The sequence below is a fragment of the Pseudomonas sp. DC3200b2 genome, from assembly GCF_049895785.1.
Classification (GTDB): domain Bacteria; phylum Pseudomonadota; class Gammaproteobacteria; order Pseudomonadales; family Pseudomonadaceae; genus Aquipseudomonas; species Aquipseudomonas massiliensis.
Window position 1 is genome coordinate 243,261 of the sequence record NZ_JAFCTA010000005.1, and the last position, 17,965, is coordinate 261,225.

Consider the following 17,965-nt stretch of genomic DNA (forward strand, 5'->3'; position numbering starts at 1 on the left):
TCAGACATGGCTATTCCAAGACTTGCATCCTATGCACTGCCCACCCCGGACAGCTTCCCGGCCAACAAGGTGAGCTGGACGCTGGACCCGTCGCGGGCGGTGTTGCTCATTCACGACATGCAGGCGTATTTCACCGCCTTCTGGGGTGACGATAGCCCGCTGGTGGAAGCGTTGGTGGCGCGCATCGCCAAGGTGCGCCAGTGGTGCGACGCCCAGGGCATTCCGGTGGTCTACACCGCCCAGCCCACCGAACAGAGCCCGGAAGACCGCGCTCTGCTCAACGATATGTGGGGGCCGGGCCTGACCACGGCCGACCCTGCCCTGCAGGCAGTGGTGGCTCCGCTGGCGCCGGCCAGCCATGACACCGTATTGACCAAATGGCGCTACAGCGCCTTCCTGCGCTCCCCCTTGCAGGACCTGATGAAAGAGTGGCGCCGTGATCAGTTGCTGATCTGCGGCGTTTACGCCCACATCGGCTGCATGGTCACCGCTACCGATGCCTTCATGCGCGACATCCAGCCATTCTTCATTGGCGATGCAGTGGGTGACTTCTCCGAAGAAGAACACCGCATGGCCCTGCGCTACGTGGCTACCCGCTGCGGTAGCGTGATTGGCTACGAGGCGCTGACTGGCAAGGCCGCGCCACGCTTCGACCAGGCCTGGTTGTTGGCCGAGCTGGCGCCTTACCTGGATCAGGACGACGACCTGCCCGAAGGCTCGGACAACCTGATGGACTATGGGCTGGACTCCGTGCAGGTGATGACCCTGGTGTCCGCCTGGCAGCGCCTTGGGCTTGAGGTCAGCTTCGCCGAGCTGGCCACGCAACCTACCCTGGACGGCTGGCTGAAGATCATTAGCAGCAAGGCGCCGTCCGCGGCCTGATTTCCACTTTCATGGGCCGACCGACGGTCGGCTCTCGGAGCCTTTTCATGAATACGTTGGACTTCACCGGCAAGCGCGTCTGGGTCACTGGCGCGGGCCAAGGCATCGGCTTGCATACGGCCATGCGCTTCCAGGCCGCCGGAGCGGAGGTTGTGGGGCTGGACAAGGCTTTCGCCGAATCCGATTACCCGTTCCGCACGGTCACGCTGGATGTGACCAGCTCCCAGCAAGTGGAGCAGGTGTGTCAGCAACTGCTCAACGAGCGCCGTCGCGTGGACGTGCTGGTCAACGGTGCCGGCATCCTGCGCCTGGGCAACAGCGACAGCTTGAGCCTGGAAGACTGGAACGCCTGCATGGCGGTGAACGTAACCGGGCCGTTCTTGCTATTCCGCCAATTGGTGCCCGTATTCAAGGCCCAGCGCAGCGGCGCGATCGTCAGCATCGCCTCCAACGCGGCTCATGTGCCCCGGCTGAACATGGCCGGTTACTGCGCCTCCAAGGCCGCCCTGGTCGCGCTGAACAACTGCGTCGGGCTGGAGCTGGCGGCACATGGCGTGCGTTGCAACCTTGTGTCGCCGGGGTCGACCGACACGCCCATGCTGCGCGACATGGTCGGCGACGAGGCGGGACTGCAACGCCTGGTGGACGGCCTGCCCGAGCAGTACAAGCTGAGCATTCCCCTGGGCAAGATCGCTCGCCCGGACGAAATCGCCAACACCGTGCTGTTCCTGGCATCGGACCTGGCCAGCCATATCACGATGCAGGATATCGTGGTCGACGGTGGCGCGACCCTGGCGGCCTAGGCTGAGGAGCGGTGTCAGGGCGCAGCCCTTGGGGTACACTGCGCCGCCATGAACAGACCCCTCTATACCGCCCTGTTTCACCTGGCCCTGCCGTTGATTGCCCTGCGCCTGTGGTGGCGCGCGCGCCGGGCGCCGGCCTATGCCGAGCGCCTCGGCGAGCGCTTCGCTCGCGGCTTGCCACCCATGGCCCAGGGCGGGCTTTGGGTGCATGCCGTTTCGGTAGGTGAAAGCATTGCCGCGGCGCCCTTGGTCAAGGCCTTGCTGGCGCGTTATCCACAGCTGCCGGTCACCCTGACCTGCATGACCCCCACGGGTTCGGAGCGAATCAAGGCTTTGTTCGGCCATGAGCCGCGGGTCCAACACTGCTACCTCCCCTATGACCTGCCTTGGGCCATGGGGCGTTTTCTCGACCATGTGCGCCCGTGCCTGGCCATTGTCATGGAAACCGAGCTATGGCCCAACCTGGTGGATCAGTGCGCCCGCCGCAAGGTGCCAGTTGCCTTGGCCAACGGCCGCCTCTCGGCCCGATCGGCCCGGGGCTACGCTCGCTTTGCCGGCCTTACCGCGCCCATGCTGGCGCGCATGAGCCTGCTGGCGGTACAGACTGAAACCGAAGCCCAGCGTTTCCGCGAACTCGGTGCCCGGCCCGAGCGTGTGAGAGTGACCGGCTCGATCAAATACGACCTGCACCCCGACCCGGCCTTGCCCGAGCGGGCGGCGGCGCTGCGGCAATTCTGGGGCGCGAGCCAGCGGCCGGCATGGATAGCCGCAAGCACCCATCAGGGCGAGGATGAAATCATCCTGGCCGCCCACCGCGAGCTGCTGCGGCATCATGCTGATGCCCTGCTCATTCTGGTGCCTCGCCATCCGGAACGCTTTGGCCAGGTGGCTACGCTTATCACGGGGGCCGGCATGACGCTGTCGCGACGTTCCACCGGCGAGGCCGTTGGCGCTGATACCCAGGTGATGCTCGGCGACACCATGGGGGAGCTGCTTTTCCTGTACGCGCTGGCCGACATCGCCTTCGTCGGTGGCAGCCTGGTACCCAACGGCGGTCACAACCTGCTGGAGCCGGCGGCGTTGAGCAAGCCAGTACTGAGCGGCCCCCATCTGTTCAACTTCCAGGATATTGCCGAACGGCTGGCCCAGGCTGAGGCCTTGCAGGTGGTCGATGATGCGAGCGGCCTGGCCGATGCGGTGCGCCACCTGGTGGAGCTGCCCCAGGCCGCCCGGCGCCAGGGCGAGGCGGGCCTGACCGTGATGCGCGCCAACCAGGGCGCGTTGGAGCGGTTGCTGGAGGCTGTGGCCCATCTTATGCCGGGCCAGCGGTAGCGCAGCCTGTAGCCGGGCGCAGCTCGCGAACCTGTTCGTCGCCTACCGGGTGCCAGCTTCTTCGGGAGCTTCGCCCCCTTCCTACATCAGGATGTCTGCCTGTAGGAAGCGGGCGGAGCTCGCGAAGGGCTAGCCTGCCAGCGTTCATCGATTCGGCTTCAGCAACGCCTGGGCCTGAGCTTGCAGGTCCGGTGGAAGGAAATCCTTGTCGGGGTTGTAATCGGGCTTGAGGTAGCGGCCTAGGTCTTGCAGATCCTGCGGGCTGAGGGTACCCGCGGCCTGTTTCAGGCGCAGGTTGTCGAGGATGTAGTCGTATCGGCTGTTGTTGTAGTCCCTCACGGACGCATACAGCTGGCGCTGCGCGTCGAGCACGTCCACCACATTGCGTGTGCCCACCTGATAGCCGATCTCGGTGGCTTCTACCGCGCTCTGGTTGGAAATGATCGATTGCTTGCGCGCCTGCACAAGTTCCACGTCGGTATTCACCGCCCGGTGCAGGTTGCGGGTGTTTTCCACTACCTGGCGGCGCAGCCCCTCGCGGCGGTATTCACTCTGACTGAAGCGCTGGTAGGCCTCGCGTACCTGGGAGCTGGTCAGGCCGCCGCTGTACAAGGGGATCTCCAGGCGCAGGCCCACCGTGCGACGTTCCACATCGCTGCCGTACACCAGCCCATCCCGGGCCGCAGGGTTGCTCAGCTCGAAGTTGTCGTTATCGCCCTTTTCGTATTGGGCCACCGCATCCAGGGTAGGGGCATGGCCGGCCTTGCGCTGGCGCAGGGTCTGCTCGGCCGCGTCCACGGCGAAGTTACTGGCCAGCAGTTGCAGGTTCTGCTGCGTGGCCGTGTCTACCCAGGCCCACGCGTCGTTGGGCAGGGGCGGCAATACCGGCAGGGTATGCACCACGCCTTGCAGGGCGTTGTAATCGCGGTTGGTGAGGGTGACCAAGGCCTGGAAGGCATCGGCCACCTGGCGTTCGGCCGTGCTGCGGTTGGCCCGGGCGGTATCGTAGCTGGCCTGGGACTGAAGCATGTCGGTCTTGTCTGTCAGGCCAACGTTGAAACGTTCCTTGGACTGGTCCAGCTGGCGCAGGAAAGCATTTTCCTCGGCCCGCGCCGTGGCCAGGCTGTCCTGGGCGCGCAATACCGCGAAGTAGCGTTCCGCGGTTTGCAGGATCAGGTTCTGCTCCGTGGCGGAGAGCTCCAGCCCAGCCTGTTCATCGCTGGCCTGCGCGGCCTTGAGCTGGAACCAGCGATCGGCCCTGAAAATCGGTTGGCTCAAGGTTGCCCGGTAGGAGGTGCCACTGCGGTTGGCGGTCATGGCCGGCTTGTCCAGGGCCTGACGGGTATCGTTGACGTCGGCGCCAGCCGACAGGTTGGGTAGCAGGCCGGCCCGCGCCTGGGGCACGGCTTCCTGGCGGGCGGCGAAATCGGCGCGGGAAGCGGCCAGGTCAGCGTTGTTCTCCACGGCCTGCTGGTAGACGCTCATCAGGTCGGTCTGGCTGGCCAGCGGAGCGGTGGCGGCCTGTGCCAGGCCGCCGAGCAAACCCATCATGCCTACCGCCAGCGGTATCGCGCGAAACATAGTCAGTCCTTGTCATGAAATCAGCCGCTGCGTGGTCGGTCAGACCGCCCGTAGGCAAGTATTATCCAGGGAAGTTGGCGTTACCACTGCTATGTGGCTAGACTCTGCTCCGTTCTTGTCGGGGTGCCCCACGCGAGGGGCTGAGATCGGATATGTCCGGATCCCGTTGAACCTGATCAGGTTGATGCCTGCGTAGGGAACAAGATTTCTCGCCCTCCCGGCGAGTGCTCTTGTGCTCGGTCCGGGATGTCGTGTTCATGCACGCGCTCCGCTCCAGCACAACTCCACGGGCCCAATCCGGCCACAGGTTCGCTCCGACGCCCCCTTGCCTGGCTGGAGAACCTGTATGAGCGAACAACAACACAGCGCCACCTACCTCAGCGAATCGGCCCAGGTCGACCAGCAATCGGTGCAACCCTTCCCACGGTCGCGGAAAATCTATGTAGAGGGCTCGCGCCCGGACATCCGCGTACCCATGCGGGAGATCAGCCTGGATGTGACACCGACGGATTTCGGCGGGGAGATCAACCCGCCGGTGCTGGTGTATGACACTTCCGGCCCCTACACCGATCCGGACGTGCGGATCGACGTTCGCCAGGGCCTGGGTGACGTGCGCGCAGGTTGGCTCGACGCTCGCGGCGATACCGAGCGGTTGCCCGGCCTGAGCTCCCGCTTCGGTCAGCAACGGCTGGCCGACCCGGCCCTGGCCCGGCTGCGCTTCGCCCATGTGCGCAACCCGCGTCGGGCCAAGGCCGGAGCCAATGTGACCCAGATGCATTACGCCCGCCAAGGCATCATCACCGCCGAGATGGAATACGTGGCCATTCGCGAGAACATGAAGTTGCAGGAAGCCCGGACGGCGGGCCTGCTGAGCCAGCAGCATGGCGGGCACAGCTTCGGCGCGAGCATTCCCAAGGAAATCACTCCGGAATTCGTGCGTCAGGAAATTGCCCGGGGCCGGGCGATCATTCCTGCCAACATCAACCACCCCGAGCTGGAGCCCATGATCATCGGGCGTAACTTCCTGGTGAAGATCAACGGCAACATTGGCAACAGCGCCCTGGGTTCCTCCATCGAGGAGGAAGTGGCCAAGCTGACCTGGGGCATCCGCTGGGGCTCGGACACGGTGATGGACCTGTCCACCGGCAAGCATATCCATGAAACCCGTGAGTGGATCATCCGCAACTCGCCAGTGCCCATCGGCACGGTGCCTATCTACCAAGCCCTGGAAAAGGTCGGCGGTATCGCCGAAGACCTCACCTGGGAGCTGTTCCGCGACACTCTGATCGAGCAGGCCGAGCAGGGGGTGGACTATTTCACCATCCATGCCGGTGTGCTGCTGCGCTATGTGCCGCTCACGGCCAAGCGAGTGACCGGCATCGTCAGCCGCGGCGGCTCCATCATGGCCAAGTGGTGCCTGGCTCATCACCAGGAGAACTTCCTGTACACCCATTTCGAAGACATCTGCGAAATCATGAAGGCCTACGACGTGAGCTTCTCCCTCGGAGATGGCTTGCGCCCGGGCTCGATCGCCGATGCCAACGACCAGGCCCAGTTCGGCGAACTGGAAACCCTGGGCGAGCTGACCAAGATCGCCTGGAAGCATGACGTGCAGTGCATGATCGAAGGGCCCGGCCATGTGCCCATGCAACTGATCAAGGAGAACATGGACAAGCAGCTCGAGTGCTGCGACGAAGCTCCGTTCTACACCCTCGGCCCGCTTACCACCGACATCGCCCCCGGCTATGACCACATCACCTCCGGGATCGGCGCCGCCATGATCGGCTGGTTCGGCTGCGCCATGCTCTGCTATGTCACGCCCAAGGAACACCTGGGCCTGCCCAACAAGGATGACGTGAAGACGGGAATCATCACCTACAAAATCGCGGCGCACGCCGCGGACCTTGCCAAGGGCCATCCAGGGGCGCAGATCCGAGACAATGCGCTGTCCAAGGCGCGCTTCGAGTTTCGCTGGGAAGACCAGTTCAACCTCGGCCTGGACCCGGACACGGCCCGAGCCTACCACGACGAAACCCTGCCCAAGGAATCGGCGAAGGTGGCGCATTTCTGCTCCATGTGTGGGCCGAAATTCTGCTCCATGAAGATCACCCAGGAAGTGCGCGAGTACGCCGCCAACCAGATTCCCAGCGTGGACCTGGAGGCGGAAACCGGAATGAAGGCTCAGGCCGAGCGTTTCCGCGCCGAAGGTAGCCAGCTGTACCAGAAAGTTTGACTCTCCCGCGCCTGGCCAGGCCGGGCGCGTCTTTCTTTTCATTCGAGATTCGACCCTTGACCCAGTATTCCCCTGACCTTCCCGTGAGCGCGGACCACCGTGTATTCGGCGCCCGGGACCTTTTCACCCTATGGTTCTCCCTTGGCGTGGGGCTGATGGTGCTGCAAACCGGCGCTCTGCTGGCGCCCGGGCTCGGCTTGGCCCAAGGCGTCCTGGCCATTGCACTCGGCACCTTGATCGGGGTGCTGCTGCTGGCCGCGACCGCGGTGATCGGCAGCGACACCGGGCTCTCGGCCATGGCTTCCCTGAAAACCAGCCTGGGCCGCCGAGGCGCTGCGCTCCCGGCAGTGTTGAATCTGTGCCAATTGATCGGTTGGGGCGCTTTCGAACTGATCGTCATGCGCGATGCCGCCAGTCTATTGGCCGCCAACCGCTGGGGAGAGGGCGGCGCCTGGGCCAACCCCCTGCCCTGGACCCTGGCCTTCGGCGCGCTGGCCACGGCCCTGGCCGCTACCGGGCCCTTGACCTTCGTGCGGCGGGTGTTGCGCAAGTGGGGGATCTGGCTGCTGCTCGGTGCCTGCGCTTGGCTGACCTGGAACCTGCTCAGCGAGGCGGACCTGGCCGCGCTCTGGGGGCGTGCCGGGGATGGCAGCCTGGCGTTCGCCGCCGGCTTCGATATTGCCATTGCCATGCCGCTCTCCTGGCTGCCCCTGATCGCCGACTATTCCCGCTTTGGTCGGGCCGCGCGCCCGGTATTCACCGGCACGGCTCTGGGCTTCATGTTGGGCAACCTGTGGCTGATGAGCCTGGGCGTGGCCTATACCTTGGCATTCGCGCCCAGCGGGGAAGCCAATGCGCTATTGCTCGCGTTGGCGGGGGCGGGCATGGGCGTCCCCTTGCTGCTGATCTTGCTGGATGAGTCCGAAAACGCCTTCGCCGATATCCACTCGGCCGCTGTGTCCAGCGGGCTGTTGGTTCGCTTGAAGGTGGAGCACCTAGCCGTTGCGGTGGGCGTCGTTTGTACCCTGATCGCCGCCTTTGCGCCCCTGGCCCAGTACCAGAACTTCCTGTTGCTGATCGGTTCGGTATTCGCGCCGCTGTTCGGCGTGGTACTGGTGGATCACTATTTGCTGCGCCAGCGCCGAACCCTTGGTCAGGGAACGGCCTGGCGCGGCGGCGCATTGCTGGCCTGGGTGGCTGGGATTGCGCTGTACCAGGCCTTGGCGCGCTATTGCCCCGACCTGGGCGCCACCTTGCCGTCGTTGATTGCCGCCGGCACGCTCCACCTGGGGCTTTCGCGGGTGCTCAACGGCGCGGGCGCAGCTCTGGCCGAATCACCCCGTTAAGCCGGGCATACGGAATCTTCAGCTCGATATGACCCATGGCGTACGGCGCGATGCTATAAACATTGTATTTAAGCACCACCGCGTCGGACGCCAGGGCGATGTTTTCCGTGCGCTGGAAAGGCCACTGCTTCACGAACTCCGGGTCCTTGTCCAGGTTGGAGGCGATCATCCAGCCCCGGTGGGCTTCCTGGGCCGCCATCCAGAAAGCTGTTTCCTGGCCTGGCACGAGCATGTCGGCCAGGGCCAGCGCCCTGTGCTGCTGTCGTGACCAGGTGATGAATCCACGACCCGGCATGCCGTGGGCGCCGCCGGTGTCCAGGTAACTGGAAAGCTCCACGATCACCAGCCCGTCATGCTGCTCTCTTACCTTGGCTTGCAGGTAGGTGGAGTTGCCCGATTCGGCCATGCTGAAGAATTGCTGTTCATAAGCGGACAGGGAGGTCGCCTGGGGTACGTCCGGATTGTTGTCCGTCATGCGCAGCAGGCGCTGCTGGGTCAGGGCATCGAGGGCCGGTTCGTCGGGAAAGTGCACGGTATCGAGGTTGACCAGCGGGCATTCTGCGGTGGCGCAGCCGGGCTTGATATGCTCCCAGGCCTCGCGTTCGGTTTTCAGCGGTTTGTCGTAATCCGGTTGAAAAAGGCTTTGGCAGGCACCAAGACTCAAGACTGCAAGCGCCAGCGCCGACATTTTCAAGGGTGACATGGTATTCCTTCGCGGGTATAGGATCGTGCTTGGACTATAAACGCAGCGATCGGTTCTCCATAGGGCCGAACACTCAAGATCAGGCACAAGGGCTGCAATGATGCGGCCCTGACGATGGAAAAAGAGGATTCGTATGACAGACGCTAACCATTCAGTGCCAACGAAGGTCGAGATCACCAAGCGGGAAAATTGCTTCAAGGGCTTCTACAAGGTCGACAAGCTATTCCTGCGCCATGAACTGTTCGCCGGTGGCCTGGGCAAGGAAATCAGCCGTGAGCTGTTCGTGCGCCACGACGCGGTGTGCGTGCTGCCCTACGACCCGCAACGTGACGAAGTGGTGCTGATCGAGCAGTTCCGTGTCGGTGCCATGGGCAAGGTCGCCAACCCCTGGCTGGTCGAGATGGTCGCCGGGTTGATCGACAAGGATGAAACCCCCGAAGCGGTTGCGCATCGGGAAGCGGAAGAGGAAGCTGGGCTGAAGTTCCAGGCCCTGTGGCCGATCACCAAGTATTTCCCTTCGCCGGGTGGCAGCGATGAATACGTTCATCTCTACCTGGGGCGCTGTAGCAGCGAAGGGGCCGGTGGCCTGCATGGCCTGGAGGAAGAGGGGGAGGACATTCGCGTGCGGGTCTGGGCGTTCGAGGATGCCCTGCAGGCCGTGCGCGATGGCCGAATCATTAACGCGGCCGCGCTGATCGCCATTCAATGGCTGGCGCTGAACCGCGATGAAGTCAGGGGGTTGTGGAAGTGAATCTGTTGCGCGAGCGCTATCGGGTCGACCTGGCCGCGTTGCAAGCGGCCTGCGAGGCCAACTACGCACGCCTGATGCGGCTGTTGCCGGGCATGCGTGGCGAGCAGCGCTTTCGCCAGATCGGCATGACCCAGGGCGACCAGACGCTTGGCGTGTTGAGCCTGGAGGTGATCCAGGCCAGCCCTTATACCACCACCCTGAGCGTGAGCCAGAAGCACAGCCTGCCCTGGCTGCCGGTACCGCGCATGGAGGTGCAGGTGTACCACGACGCGCGCATGGCCGAGGTCATCGGCGCCCAGCATGCCCGCCGCTTCCAAGGCATCTACCCCTATCCCAACGCGGCCATGCACCAGCCGGATGAAAAGGCGCAGCTGAACCTGTTCCTGGGGGAATGGCTGAGCCATTGCCTGGCGTGTGGGCATGAGTATGAGTATGTGAGGTAGCGGGTTCCTGCCATGCTGACCCTAGCATGAGCCTCATATCCGGCAAACATCGGCTTCTGGACAGCTGCGTGGCTATTATTCAGAATTATGGACAGCCAATAATTATTGCTCAGCCATGATTCCGGATAACTCATGATTTTCCATCGATACCAACTGGCCGAGCAGATGGCTCATCAACTGCTTCATCCTGGGGTTCTCGATGAGAATCTTCGATCCGGGCTTTTTATTTCCGGACTACGCCGTACCGGAAAAACTTGGCAGCCTAGCCATGGAGATCTTCGGGCGCATCGCGTCATCCGATAAGCCCGTGAAAAAACTCTACTCAGCGGAGGCGGCCGCCGATTATTCAAAGGCCATTGGCCGGGACGTGAGGGTCGACGAAATCCAGCCCATCCTGAACGCGCTTGTAGCCGAGAATCTGGTCATGCGTCTCGGGCACGGGGTCTATGCCCTGTCCGACCCCTATGTAGGCGAAATCTGGAAGGATATCCAGCGCCTTACCGACGCCGAGGAATTAGCCAGGGATCGTTAGGCTCGACAATCCTCCATCTAGGCGCAACCGCCGAAACTGCACCATAATGCTCGACGTGTCTTCCCCAGGAGCCGGGCCTTGCCGAACCCTCATATCTCGCGAGAATCCTCGGTCTTGCTGCTGCAGATCACCGACAGTCATCTGTTCGCCGAACAAGAGGGCACGCTGCTGGGCATGAATACCGCGGCAAGCCTGGCCCAGGTGATGGAGCGGGTGATGGCCGAGCAGCCGCATGTAGACCTGATGCTGGCCACCGGAGATCTGTCCCAGGATGGCACGCTGGAGTCCTACCAGCGCTTCCAGGCCATGACCGCTGCCATCGAGGCTCCCCACCGTTGGCTGGCTGGGAATCATGATGAGGCAGCGGTGATGGCCGAGCATTTCGGCCATACGGATGTGATGCAGCCGGTGATCGATATCGGCAACTGGCGCGTCGTACTGCTGGATTCCTCGGTCAGCGGCTCGGTGCCGGGCTGGTTGGCCGATAGCCAGCTGGAACTGCTGGAGCGGGCGCTGAACGAAGCGCCGGATCGTCATGCCCTGGTGTGTCTGCACCATCACCCGATTTCCATCGACTGCAAATGGATGGAGCCCATCGGCCTGCGCAATGCCGACGCCTTCCTGGAGATCATCGACCGTTATCCTCAGGTACGGGTATTGCTCTGGGGGCACATCCACCAGCGCCTGGACCGTGAGCGCAACGGAGTGCGCCTATTGGCCACCCCGTCAACCTGCGTACAGTTCGAGCCGCTGAGCGAAGACTTTTCCCTGGACCGTGTCGCGCCTGGCTATCGGTGGCTGCGGTTGCACCCGGACGGTAGCCTGGATACAGACGTATCGCGGGTGCCTGGGTTCGAGTTCGCGGCGGACTTCGGCGGCAGCGGTTATTGATTCGGCCGGGGGTGGGATACACTCGGCTGTCTTGACCGTACCCCAGGAGGCTCCGTGGCCCCTTCGCTCTTGTATATCCATGGGCTCAATAGCTCGCCCGCCTCGCGCAAGGCACAGCAACTGATCAAGGCGGCGCGCCAGCTTGGCCTGGCCGAGCGGGTAAGCGTGCCCGCGTTGCACCATCACCCGCGCCAAGCGCTGGCCCAATTGGAAGAGGCGATTGTAACCCTGGGTAAACCCCTGCTGGTCGGTAGCTCCCTTGGGGGCTACTATGCCACCCACTTGGCGCAGCGGCATGGCCTGACGGCCGTATTGATCAACCCGGCGGTGAACCCGCATCGGCTGTTCGATGGCTACCTGGGCGTGCAGCGGAACCTGTACACCGGAGAAGAATGGCAACTGACGGCGGACCATGTGCAGGCACTGGCCGAGCTGGAGGTGCCGCCGCCCCAGGCCGGCGAACGGTTCCAGGTCTGGCTGCAAACCGCGGACGAAACCCTGGACTACCGCCATGCCGAAGCCTTCTACCAAGGCTGCGCCCTCGATGTGCGAGAGGGCGGGGACCATAGCTACCAGGGCTTCGCCGACCGCCTGCCTGAACTGCTGCGCCTGGCCGGCGTGCCGCCTGAGCGCTGCGCGGCCCTGGACCTTGCCACCTTGTGACCCTAATTTACGATTGACGAAGAGACCCCATGGCCACTCCCAGCGCTAGCTCTTATAACGCCGACGCCATCGAAGTCCTCTCGGGCCTCGACCCGGTGCGCAAACGCCCGGGCATGTACACCGACACCCAGCGGCCCAACCATCTGGCCCAGGAAGTCATCGACAACAGCGTGGACGAAGCCCTGGCGGGGCATGCCACCGCTATCCAGGTCATCCTGCATGCCGACCACTCCCTGGAAGTGATCGACAACGGTCGCGGCATGCCGGTGGACATCCACCCCGAGGAAGGCGTGCCGGGCGTGGAGCTTATCCTGACCAAGCTGCATGCCGGTGGCAAATTTTCCAACAAGAACTACCAGTTTTCCGGCGGCCTCCATGGCGTCGGCATTTCCGTGGTCAACGCGCTCTCCACCCTGGTGCGGGTGCGGGTCAAGCGCGACGGCCAGGAATACGAAATGACCTTCGCCGACGGCTTCAAGGCCAGCGACCTGCAGGTCATCGGTACGGTGGGCAAGCGCAATACCGGCACCAGCGTGTATTTCGCGCCGGACCCGAAATACTTCGATTCGCCCAAGTTTTCCATCAGCCGTCTCAAGCACGTACTCAAGGCCAAGGCCGTTCTGTGCCCTGGCCTGTCGGTCACCTTCGAAGACAAGGCCAGCGGCGAAAAAACCGAGTGGCACTACGAAGATGGCTTGCGCTCCTATCTGGCCGACGCCGTCAGCGAGTTCGCCCGGCTGCCGACGGAGCCCTTCTGCGGCAGCCTGGCCGGCAACAAGGAAGCCGTTGACTGGGCTTTGCTCTGGCTGCCGGAGGGCGGGGACGCGGTGCAGGAAAGCTACGTCAACCTGATTCCCACGGCCCAGGGCGGTACCCACGTCAATGGCCTGCGCCAGGGCCTGCTCGACGCCATGCGCGAGTTCTGCGAGTTCCGCAACCTGCTGCCCCGTGGCCTTAAGCTGGCACCGGAGGACGTCTGGGAGCGGATCGCATTCGTGCTGTCCATGAAGATGCAGGACGCGCAGTTCTCCGGGCAAACCAAGGAGCGCCTGTCGTCCCGCGAGGCGGCGGCCTTCGTGTCCGGCGTGGTCAAGGATGCCTTCAGCCTGTGGCTCAATGCCCATCCTGAACTGGGTCTGCAACTGGCGGAGCTGGCCATCAGCAATGCCGGCCGGCGCCTGAAGGCCAGCAAGAAGGTCGAGCGCAAGCGCATCACCCAAGGGCCCGCGCTGCCAGGCAAACTGGCCGACTGCGCCGGGCAGGACCCGGCCCGGGCCGAGCTGTTCCTGGTCGAGGGTGACTCGGCCGGTGGCTCCGCCAAGCAGGCCCGGGACAAGGAATACCAGGCCATCCTGCCGCTGCGCGGGAAGATCCTCAATACCTGGGAAGTGGACGGCAACGAAGTGCTGGCCAGCCAGGAAGTGCACAATATCGCGGTGGCCATCGGGGTAGATCCGGGTGCCACGGACATGAGCCAGCTGCGCTACGGCAAGATCTGCATCCTGGCAGACGCCGACTCGGACGGCCTACACATCGCGACCCTGCTGTGCGCGCTCTTCGTCCAGCATTTCCGCCCGCTGGTGGATGCCGGCCACGTCTATGTAGCCATGCCACCGCTGTACCGCATCGACCTGGGCAAGGAAATCTACTACGCCCTGGACGAAGCCGAGCGCGATGGCATCCTTGACCGGCTGGTGGCGGAAAAGAAACGCGGCAAGCCTCAGGTCACGCGCTTCAAGGGCCTGGGTGAGATGAATCCGCCGCAATTGCGCGAAACCACCATGGACCCGAACACTCGGCGCCTGGTGCAACTGACCCTGGAAGACGTGGACGGCACTCGCGAGGTCATGGACATGCTGCTGGCCAAGAAGCGCGCGGGGGACCGCAAGTCCTGGCTGGAGGCCAAGGGTAACCTGGCCGAGGTGCTCAGTTGATCAGAACCGCGCTCGCGGCCTGGCTATTGATGGCATCCCTGGGTTCGGCCCAGGCCGCCAATGAAGTGCCGGAGTTGAGCCTGCTTGGCGAATACCCCGTCCAAGGCATGCGTGGCGGCAACCTTTCGGGTCTGGCGTCCTGCGATGGCGAGCTGTGGACGGTGTCGGACCGCGACGACGACCAGGTGTATCGCCTGGATCGTGCCGATGCAGTGTGGGAGGGCAAGCCACTGACCTTCACCGCGCCAGCCGCGCCGGACATGGGGCTGCCCTGGAGTATAGTCGCGCGGGCAACGGCGGCCGGATTGATCCGAGGCGGAAGCCTGGATTTCGAAGGCATCGCCTGTGACGCCCGGCACCAGCTTTATCTGGTGAGCGAAGCCAAGGCCGCTGTGCTGCGCCTGAGCCCCGGCGGTGAGGCCCGATGGCTGCCCTTGCCCGGTGGCCTGGTGGCCGAAGCCCGACAGCAGGGCCTGTTGCACCACTTCAACGCCATCTTCGAAGGGCTTGCCATTGACCCAAGCGGCCAGCGGCTGTGGCTGGCCGCAGAACGGGAACGGCGCGGCCTGCTGGGCCTGCGCCTGGAAGCCGAAGGCTGGCATTGCGGTACGCCCTGCGTGCTGCTGAGCGAAGGCGGCTCTGAAGAAGTGCCGCCAGTCATGCGCATCGGGCTCAGCTACGCCAAGGATTTTTCGGACCTGGCCTATTTCAAGGGCAAGCTGTTCACCCTGGAGCGCAACGCCTACAAGGTCTGTCGGCGCGACCCCGATACCGCTGCGGTGGAGCGCTGCTGGTCGTTCGCCGAGACCGGCCTGGCGCCCTCGCGGCGCTATGACAAGCCCTATGGACTGACCGAAGCGCTTGCCCTGGACGATACTGGAGCCTGGATAGGCACTGACAATAACGACTGGGTACGCGCCGACGGCGAGGGCCGCCCGGTGGTATGGCGGTTCGCCGCGCCCGTTGGCGGCTGGGAGGCACCATGAGCTCGGTAGCTGGGCGCTCGGCCGGCCGCTGGCTGCTGGTTCTGGCCTGGGTTGCCGGGCTCTACCTGGCCACGCGGTTCTTTGGTGACTGGGAGCAGAAACAAGAAAACCCCAATCGTTCGCCAGTTGCCAGTCATGGCGCGGGTTTCGTTGAAGTTGCCCTGCGCGCCAACCGGCAAGGGCATTTCGTGGCCGACGGCCGGATCAACGAGCAAATCGTGACCTTCATGGTCGACACGGGTGCCACCGAGGTAGCGATTCCCGCCGAACTGGCGAGCCGGCTCGGCCTGGAGAAGGGCGCACCGGTCATGCTGCATACCGCCAATGGCAACACCGCGGGCTATCGCACCCGCCTGGATGCTCTGGCACTGAGCGAGATCCGGCTGACCCAGGTCAGCGCCGTGGTGGTGCCCGGGCTGCCAGGCGAGCAAGTACTGCTCGGCATGAGCGCCCTGAAACGTCTTGAATTCACCTTGCGTGACGGCACCATGCTGTTACGCCAGAACATCCATCGATGAGGCTTGCATGAGCGAATCAACCGATCTCAGCCTGGATGGCGTGGAGCGCCGGTCCCTGGCTGACTTCACCGAACAGGCCTACCTCAACTACTCCATGTACGTGATCATGGATCGGGCGCTGCCGCATATTGGCGACGGCCTCAAGCCGGTACAGCGGCGTATCGTCTACGCCATGAGCGAGCTGGGCCTGGACGCCGACGCCAAGCACAAGAAATCCGCGCGTACCGTGGGCGATGTGCTGGGCAAGTTCCACCCCCATGGCGACTCGGCCTGCTATGAGGCCATGGTGCTGATGGCCCAGCCCTTCAGCTATCGCTACACCTTGATCGACGGCCAGGGCAACTGGGGCGCCCCGGACGATCCGAAGTCCTTCGCCGCCATGCGTTATACCGAGGCCCGCCTTTCCCGTTATTCCGAGGTGCTGCTCAGCGAGCTAGGTCAGGGCACGGCGGATTGGGTACCCAACTTCGACGGTACGCTGGACGAGCCCGCGGTATTGCCGGCGCGGCTGCCCAATATCCTGCTCAACGGCACCACCGGCATCGCGGTGGGCATGGCAACCGATGTGCCCCCGCATAACCTGCGTGAAGTCGCTACCGCATGCGTGCGTCTGCTCGATGAGCCGAGTGCCAGCGTGGAGCAGCTTTGCGAGCATCTGCCGGGCCCGGACTACCCGACCGAAGCGGAAATCGTCACGCCGCGTCACGAATTGCTGAAGATGTACGAGAACGGGCGCGGCTCGGTTCGGATGCGCGCGGTATACCGGGTTGAAGACGGGGACGTGGTGGTGACCTCGTTGCCGCACCAGGTTTCCGGGGCCAAGGTGTTGGAGCAGATCGCCGCCCAGATGCAGGCCAAGAAGCTTCCCATGGTGGCAGACCTGCGCGACGAGTCGGATCACGAGAACCCCTGCCGGATCGTCATCATCCCTCGCTCTAACCGCGTGGACGCGGCCGAGCTGATGCAGCACCTGTTTGCCACCACCGACCTGGAAACCACCTACCGGGTCAATATGAACATCATCGGCCTGGATGGCCGCCCACAGTTGAAAAACCTGCGGGCACTGCTGCAGGAGTGGCTGGAGTTCCGGGTGCGGACGGTTCGCCGACGCCTGCAGTTCCGGCTGGACAAGGTCGAGCGCCGCCTCCACCTGCTCGAAGGCCTGCTGGTGGCCTTCCTCAACCTCGATGAAGTCATCCATATCATCCGCACCGAGGACCATCCGAAGGCGCGACTGATCGAGCGCTTCGGCCTGTCCGAAACCCAGGCCGACTACATTCTCGACACGCGCCTGCGTCAGCTCGCGCGCCTCGAAGAAATGAAGATTCGCGACGAACAGGAAGCCTTGGCCAAGGAGCGGGAAAAGTTGCTGGCATTGCTGGCCAGCGAAGCGAAGCTGAAAAAGCTGGTACGCAGCGAGTTGCTGGCCGATGCCAAGACCTATGGCGACGACCGCCGCTCGCCCATCGTGGAGCGTGCCGAAGCCAGGGCCCTGTCGGAAAACGAGCTGATGCCCACCGAGCCGGTGACAGTGGTGTTGTCGGAAAAGGGCTGGGTGCGCTGCGCCAAGGGCCATGACATCGACGCAACGGCGCTTTCCTATAAGGCCGGGGATGGCTTCAAGGCCGCCGCGCCAGGCCGCTCCAACCAGTACGCGGTATTCATCGATTCCACGGGGCGTAGTTACTCGCTGCCGGCCCACAGCCTGCCTTCGGCCCGTGGCCAGGGCGAGCCATTGACCGGCCGCTTGACGCCGCCCCCAGGCGCGCAGTTCGAATGCCTGTTGCTGCCTGATGATGACGCGCTCTATGTGGTCGCCTCCGATGCCGGTTACGGCTTCGTGGTCAAGGGGGAGGATCTGCAGGCCAAGAACAAGGCCGGCAAGGCGTTGATCAGCCTGCCCACCGGAGCCAAGGTCATGGCGCCGCGGCCGCTCAAGGATCGCGAGCACGAGTGGGTGGCGGCAGTGACCACCGAAGGGCGGCTACTGGTATTCAAGGTGGCGGACCTGCCACAGCTGGGCAAGGGTAAGGGCAACAAGATCATCGGCGTGCCGGGGGAGCGGGTCGCCAGCCGAGATGAATACGTCACCGACCTGGCCGTCCTTGGCGACGGCGCGACCCTGGTATTGCAAGCGGGCAAGCGCACGCTGTCGCTCAAGGCCGATGACCTGGAACACTACAAGGGCGAACGCGGCCGGCGGGGTAACAAGCTGCCGCGAGGTTTCCAGCGCGTCGATGCCTTGGTGGTGGAACCGGGCGCATAGGCTGGCGTCGACCGGCTGTCGGATTCCGGTAGCCGGTCACTGGACGCTGGAGTCCGGCGCGGTATTCACGGATGATATGGGCCCTGTGGCGCGGACCTTAT

The 17,965-nt window shown here is 64.0% G+C and carries 16 protein-coding genes and 1 riboswitch; of the genes, 14 read left to right on the forward strand and 2 right to left on the reverse strand.

Annotated features, from left to right (window positions below; genetic code table 11):
* The first annotated feature begins 6 nt into the window (after positions 1 to 6).
* The 3 genes from ACP691_RS16320 to waaA are packed head-to-tail and all read left to right on the forward strand — an operon-like array spanning position 7 to position 3,017.
* Positions 7 to 882, forward strand: coding sequence for an isochorismatase family protein (locus tag ACP691_RS16320; protein ID WP_426151466.1), 876 nt, complete (start codon positions 7 to 9; stop codon positions 880 to 882).
* 47 nt (positions 883 to 929) lie between these two features.
* A complete protein-coding gene (gene dhbA, locus ACP691_RS16325; protein WP_426151464.1) occupies positions 930 to 1,685 on the forward strand; it encodes a 2,3-dihydro-2,3-dihydroxybenzoate dehydrogenase in 756 nt (251 codons plus the stop codon).
* Positions 1,686 to 1,733: 48 nt separating this feature from the next.
* Complete coding sequence (waaA, locus tag ACP691_RS16330; RefSeq protein ID WP_426151462.1) at positions 1,734 to 3,017, forward strand: lipid IV(A) 3-deoxy-D-manno-octulosonic acid transferase; 1,284 nt, start codon at positions 1,734 to 1,736, stop codon at positions 3,015 to 3,017.
* Between the two features lie 144 nt (positions 3,018 to 3,161).
* On the opposite strand, the gene ACP691_RS16335 is transcribed toward waaA, so the two are convergent.
* The gene (locus tag ACP691_RS16335; protein WP_426151460.1) at positions 3,162 to 4,598 is read right to left on the reverse strand and encodes a TolC family outer membrane protein; all 1,437 of its coding nucleotides are present in this window, start codon (positions 4,596 to 4,598) and stop codon (positions 3,162 to 3,164) included.
* A gap of 109 nt (positions 4,599 to 4,707) precedes the next feature.
* Positions 4,708 to 4,814: riboswitch (TPP riboswitch) on the forward strand.
* Between the two features lie 130 nt (positions 4,815 to 4,944).
* Between ACP691_RS16335 and thiC the strand changes: the two genes are divergently transcribed.
* Positions 4,945 to 6,831 (forward strand): phosphomethylpyrimidine synthase ThiC, encoded by a 1,887-nt coding sequence (gene thiC, locus ACP691_RS16340; protein WP_426151458.1) that lies wholly within the window; start codon positions 4,945 to 4,947, stop codon positions 6,829 to 6,831.
* Between the two features lie 47 nt (positions 6,832 to 6,878).
* Positions 6,879 to 8,177 (forward strand): putative hydroxymethylpyrimidine transporter CytX, encoded by a 1,299-nt coding sequence (gene cytX / locus ACP691_RS16345; protein ID WP_426151803.1) that lies wholly within the window; start codon positions 6,879 to 6,881, stop codon positions 8,175 to 8,177.
* Here cytX and ACP691_RS16350 read toward each other — a convergent pair.
* Positions 8,137 to 8,880 carry an RsiV family protein gene (locus ACP691_RS16350; protein ID WP_426151456.1) on the reverse strand — a complete coding sequence of 248 codons (744 nt, stop codon included), beginning with the start codon at positions 8,878 to 8,880 and terminating at the stop codon, positions 8,137 to 8,139. The genes cytX and ACP691_RS16350 overlap by 41 nt on opposite strands.
* 133 nt (positions 8,881 to 9,013) lie before the next feature.
* On the opposite strand from ACP691_RS16350, the gene ACP691_RS16355 reads away from it, so the two are divergent.
* The 9 genes from ACP691_RS16355 (at position 9,014) to parC (ending at position 17,864) form a co-directional block, all read left to right on the forward strand.
* The gene (locus ACP691_RS16355) at positions 9,014 to 9,631 is read left to right on the forward strand and encodes an NUDIX domain-containing protein (RefSeq protein ID WP_426151454.1); all 618 of its coding nucleotides are present in this window, start codon (positions 9,014 to 9,016) and stop codon (positions 9,629 to 9,631) included.
* Positions 9,622 to 10,074 (forward strand): DUF1249 domain-containing protein, encoded by a 453-nt coding sequence (locus ACP691_RS16360; protein ID WP_426151452.1) that lies wholly within the window; start codon positions 9,622 to 9,624, stop codon positions 10,072 to 10,074. Before ACP691_RS16355 ends, ACP691_RS16360 begins: the two co-directional genes overlap by 10 nt.
* 199 nt (positions 10,075 to 10,273) lie before the next feature.
* Positions 10,274 to 10,606: a hypothetical protein gene (locus tag ACP691_RS16365; protein WP_426151450.1), complete on the forward strand. Its 333-nt coding sequence runs from the start codon at positions 10,274 to 10,276 to the stop codon at positions 10,604 to 10,606.
* A gap of 78 nt (positions 10,607 to 10,684) precedes the next feature.
* Positions 10,685 to 11,497 (forward strand): 3',5'-cyclic-AMP phosphodiesterase, encoded by an 813-nt coding sequence (gene cpdA / locus ACP691_RS16370; RefSeq protein ID WP_426151448.1) that lies wholly within the window; start codon positions 10,685 to 10,687, stop codon positions 11,495 to 11,497.
* Between the two features lie 54 nt (positions 11,498 to 11,551).
* Complete coding sequence (locus tag ACP691_RS16375) at positions 11,552 to 12,160, forward strand: YqiA/YcfP family alpha/beta fold hydrolase (protein WP_426151446.1); 609 nt, start codon at positions 11,552 to 11,554, stop codon at positions 12,158 to 12,160.
* A gap of 29 nt (positions 12,161 to 12,189) precedes the next feature.
* Positions 12,190 to 14,094 carry a DNA topoisomerase IV subunit B gene (parE, locus tag ACP691_RS16380; RefSeq protein WP_426151444.1) on the forward strand — a complete coding sequence of 635 codons (1,905 nt, stop codon included), beginning with the start codon at positions 12,190 to 12,192 and terminating at the stop codon, positions 14,092 to 14,094.
* Positions 14,091 to 15,080 carry an esterase-like activity of phytase family protein gene (locus tag ACP691_RS16385; protein WP_426151442.1) on the forward strand — a complete coding sequence of 330 codons (990 nt, stop codon included), beginning with the start codon at positions 14,091 to 14,093 and terminating at the stop codon, positions 15,078 to 15,080. Before parE ends, ACP691_RS16385 begins: the two co-directional genes overlap by 4 nt.
* The gene (locus ACP691_RS16390; protein WP_426151440.1) at positions 15,077 to 15,598 is read left to right on the forward strand and encodes a retropepsin-like aspartic protease family protein; all 522 of its coding nucleotides are present in this window, start codon (positions 15,077 to 15,079) and stop codon (positions 15,596 to 15,598) included. Before ACP691_RS16385 ends, ACP691_RS16390 begins: the two co-directional genes overlap by 4 nt.
* Positions 15,599 to 15,605: 7 nt before the next feature.
* Positions 15,606 to 17,864 carry a DNA topoisomerase IV subunit A gene (gene parC / locus ACP691_RS16395; protein WP_426151438.1) on the forward strand — a complete coding sequence of 753 codons (2,259 nt, stop codon included), beginning with the start codon at positions 15,606 to 15,608 and terminating at the stop codon, positions 17,862 to 17,864.
* Positions 17,865 to 17,965: the final 101 nt, after the last annotated feature.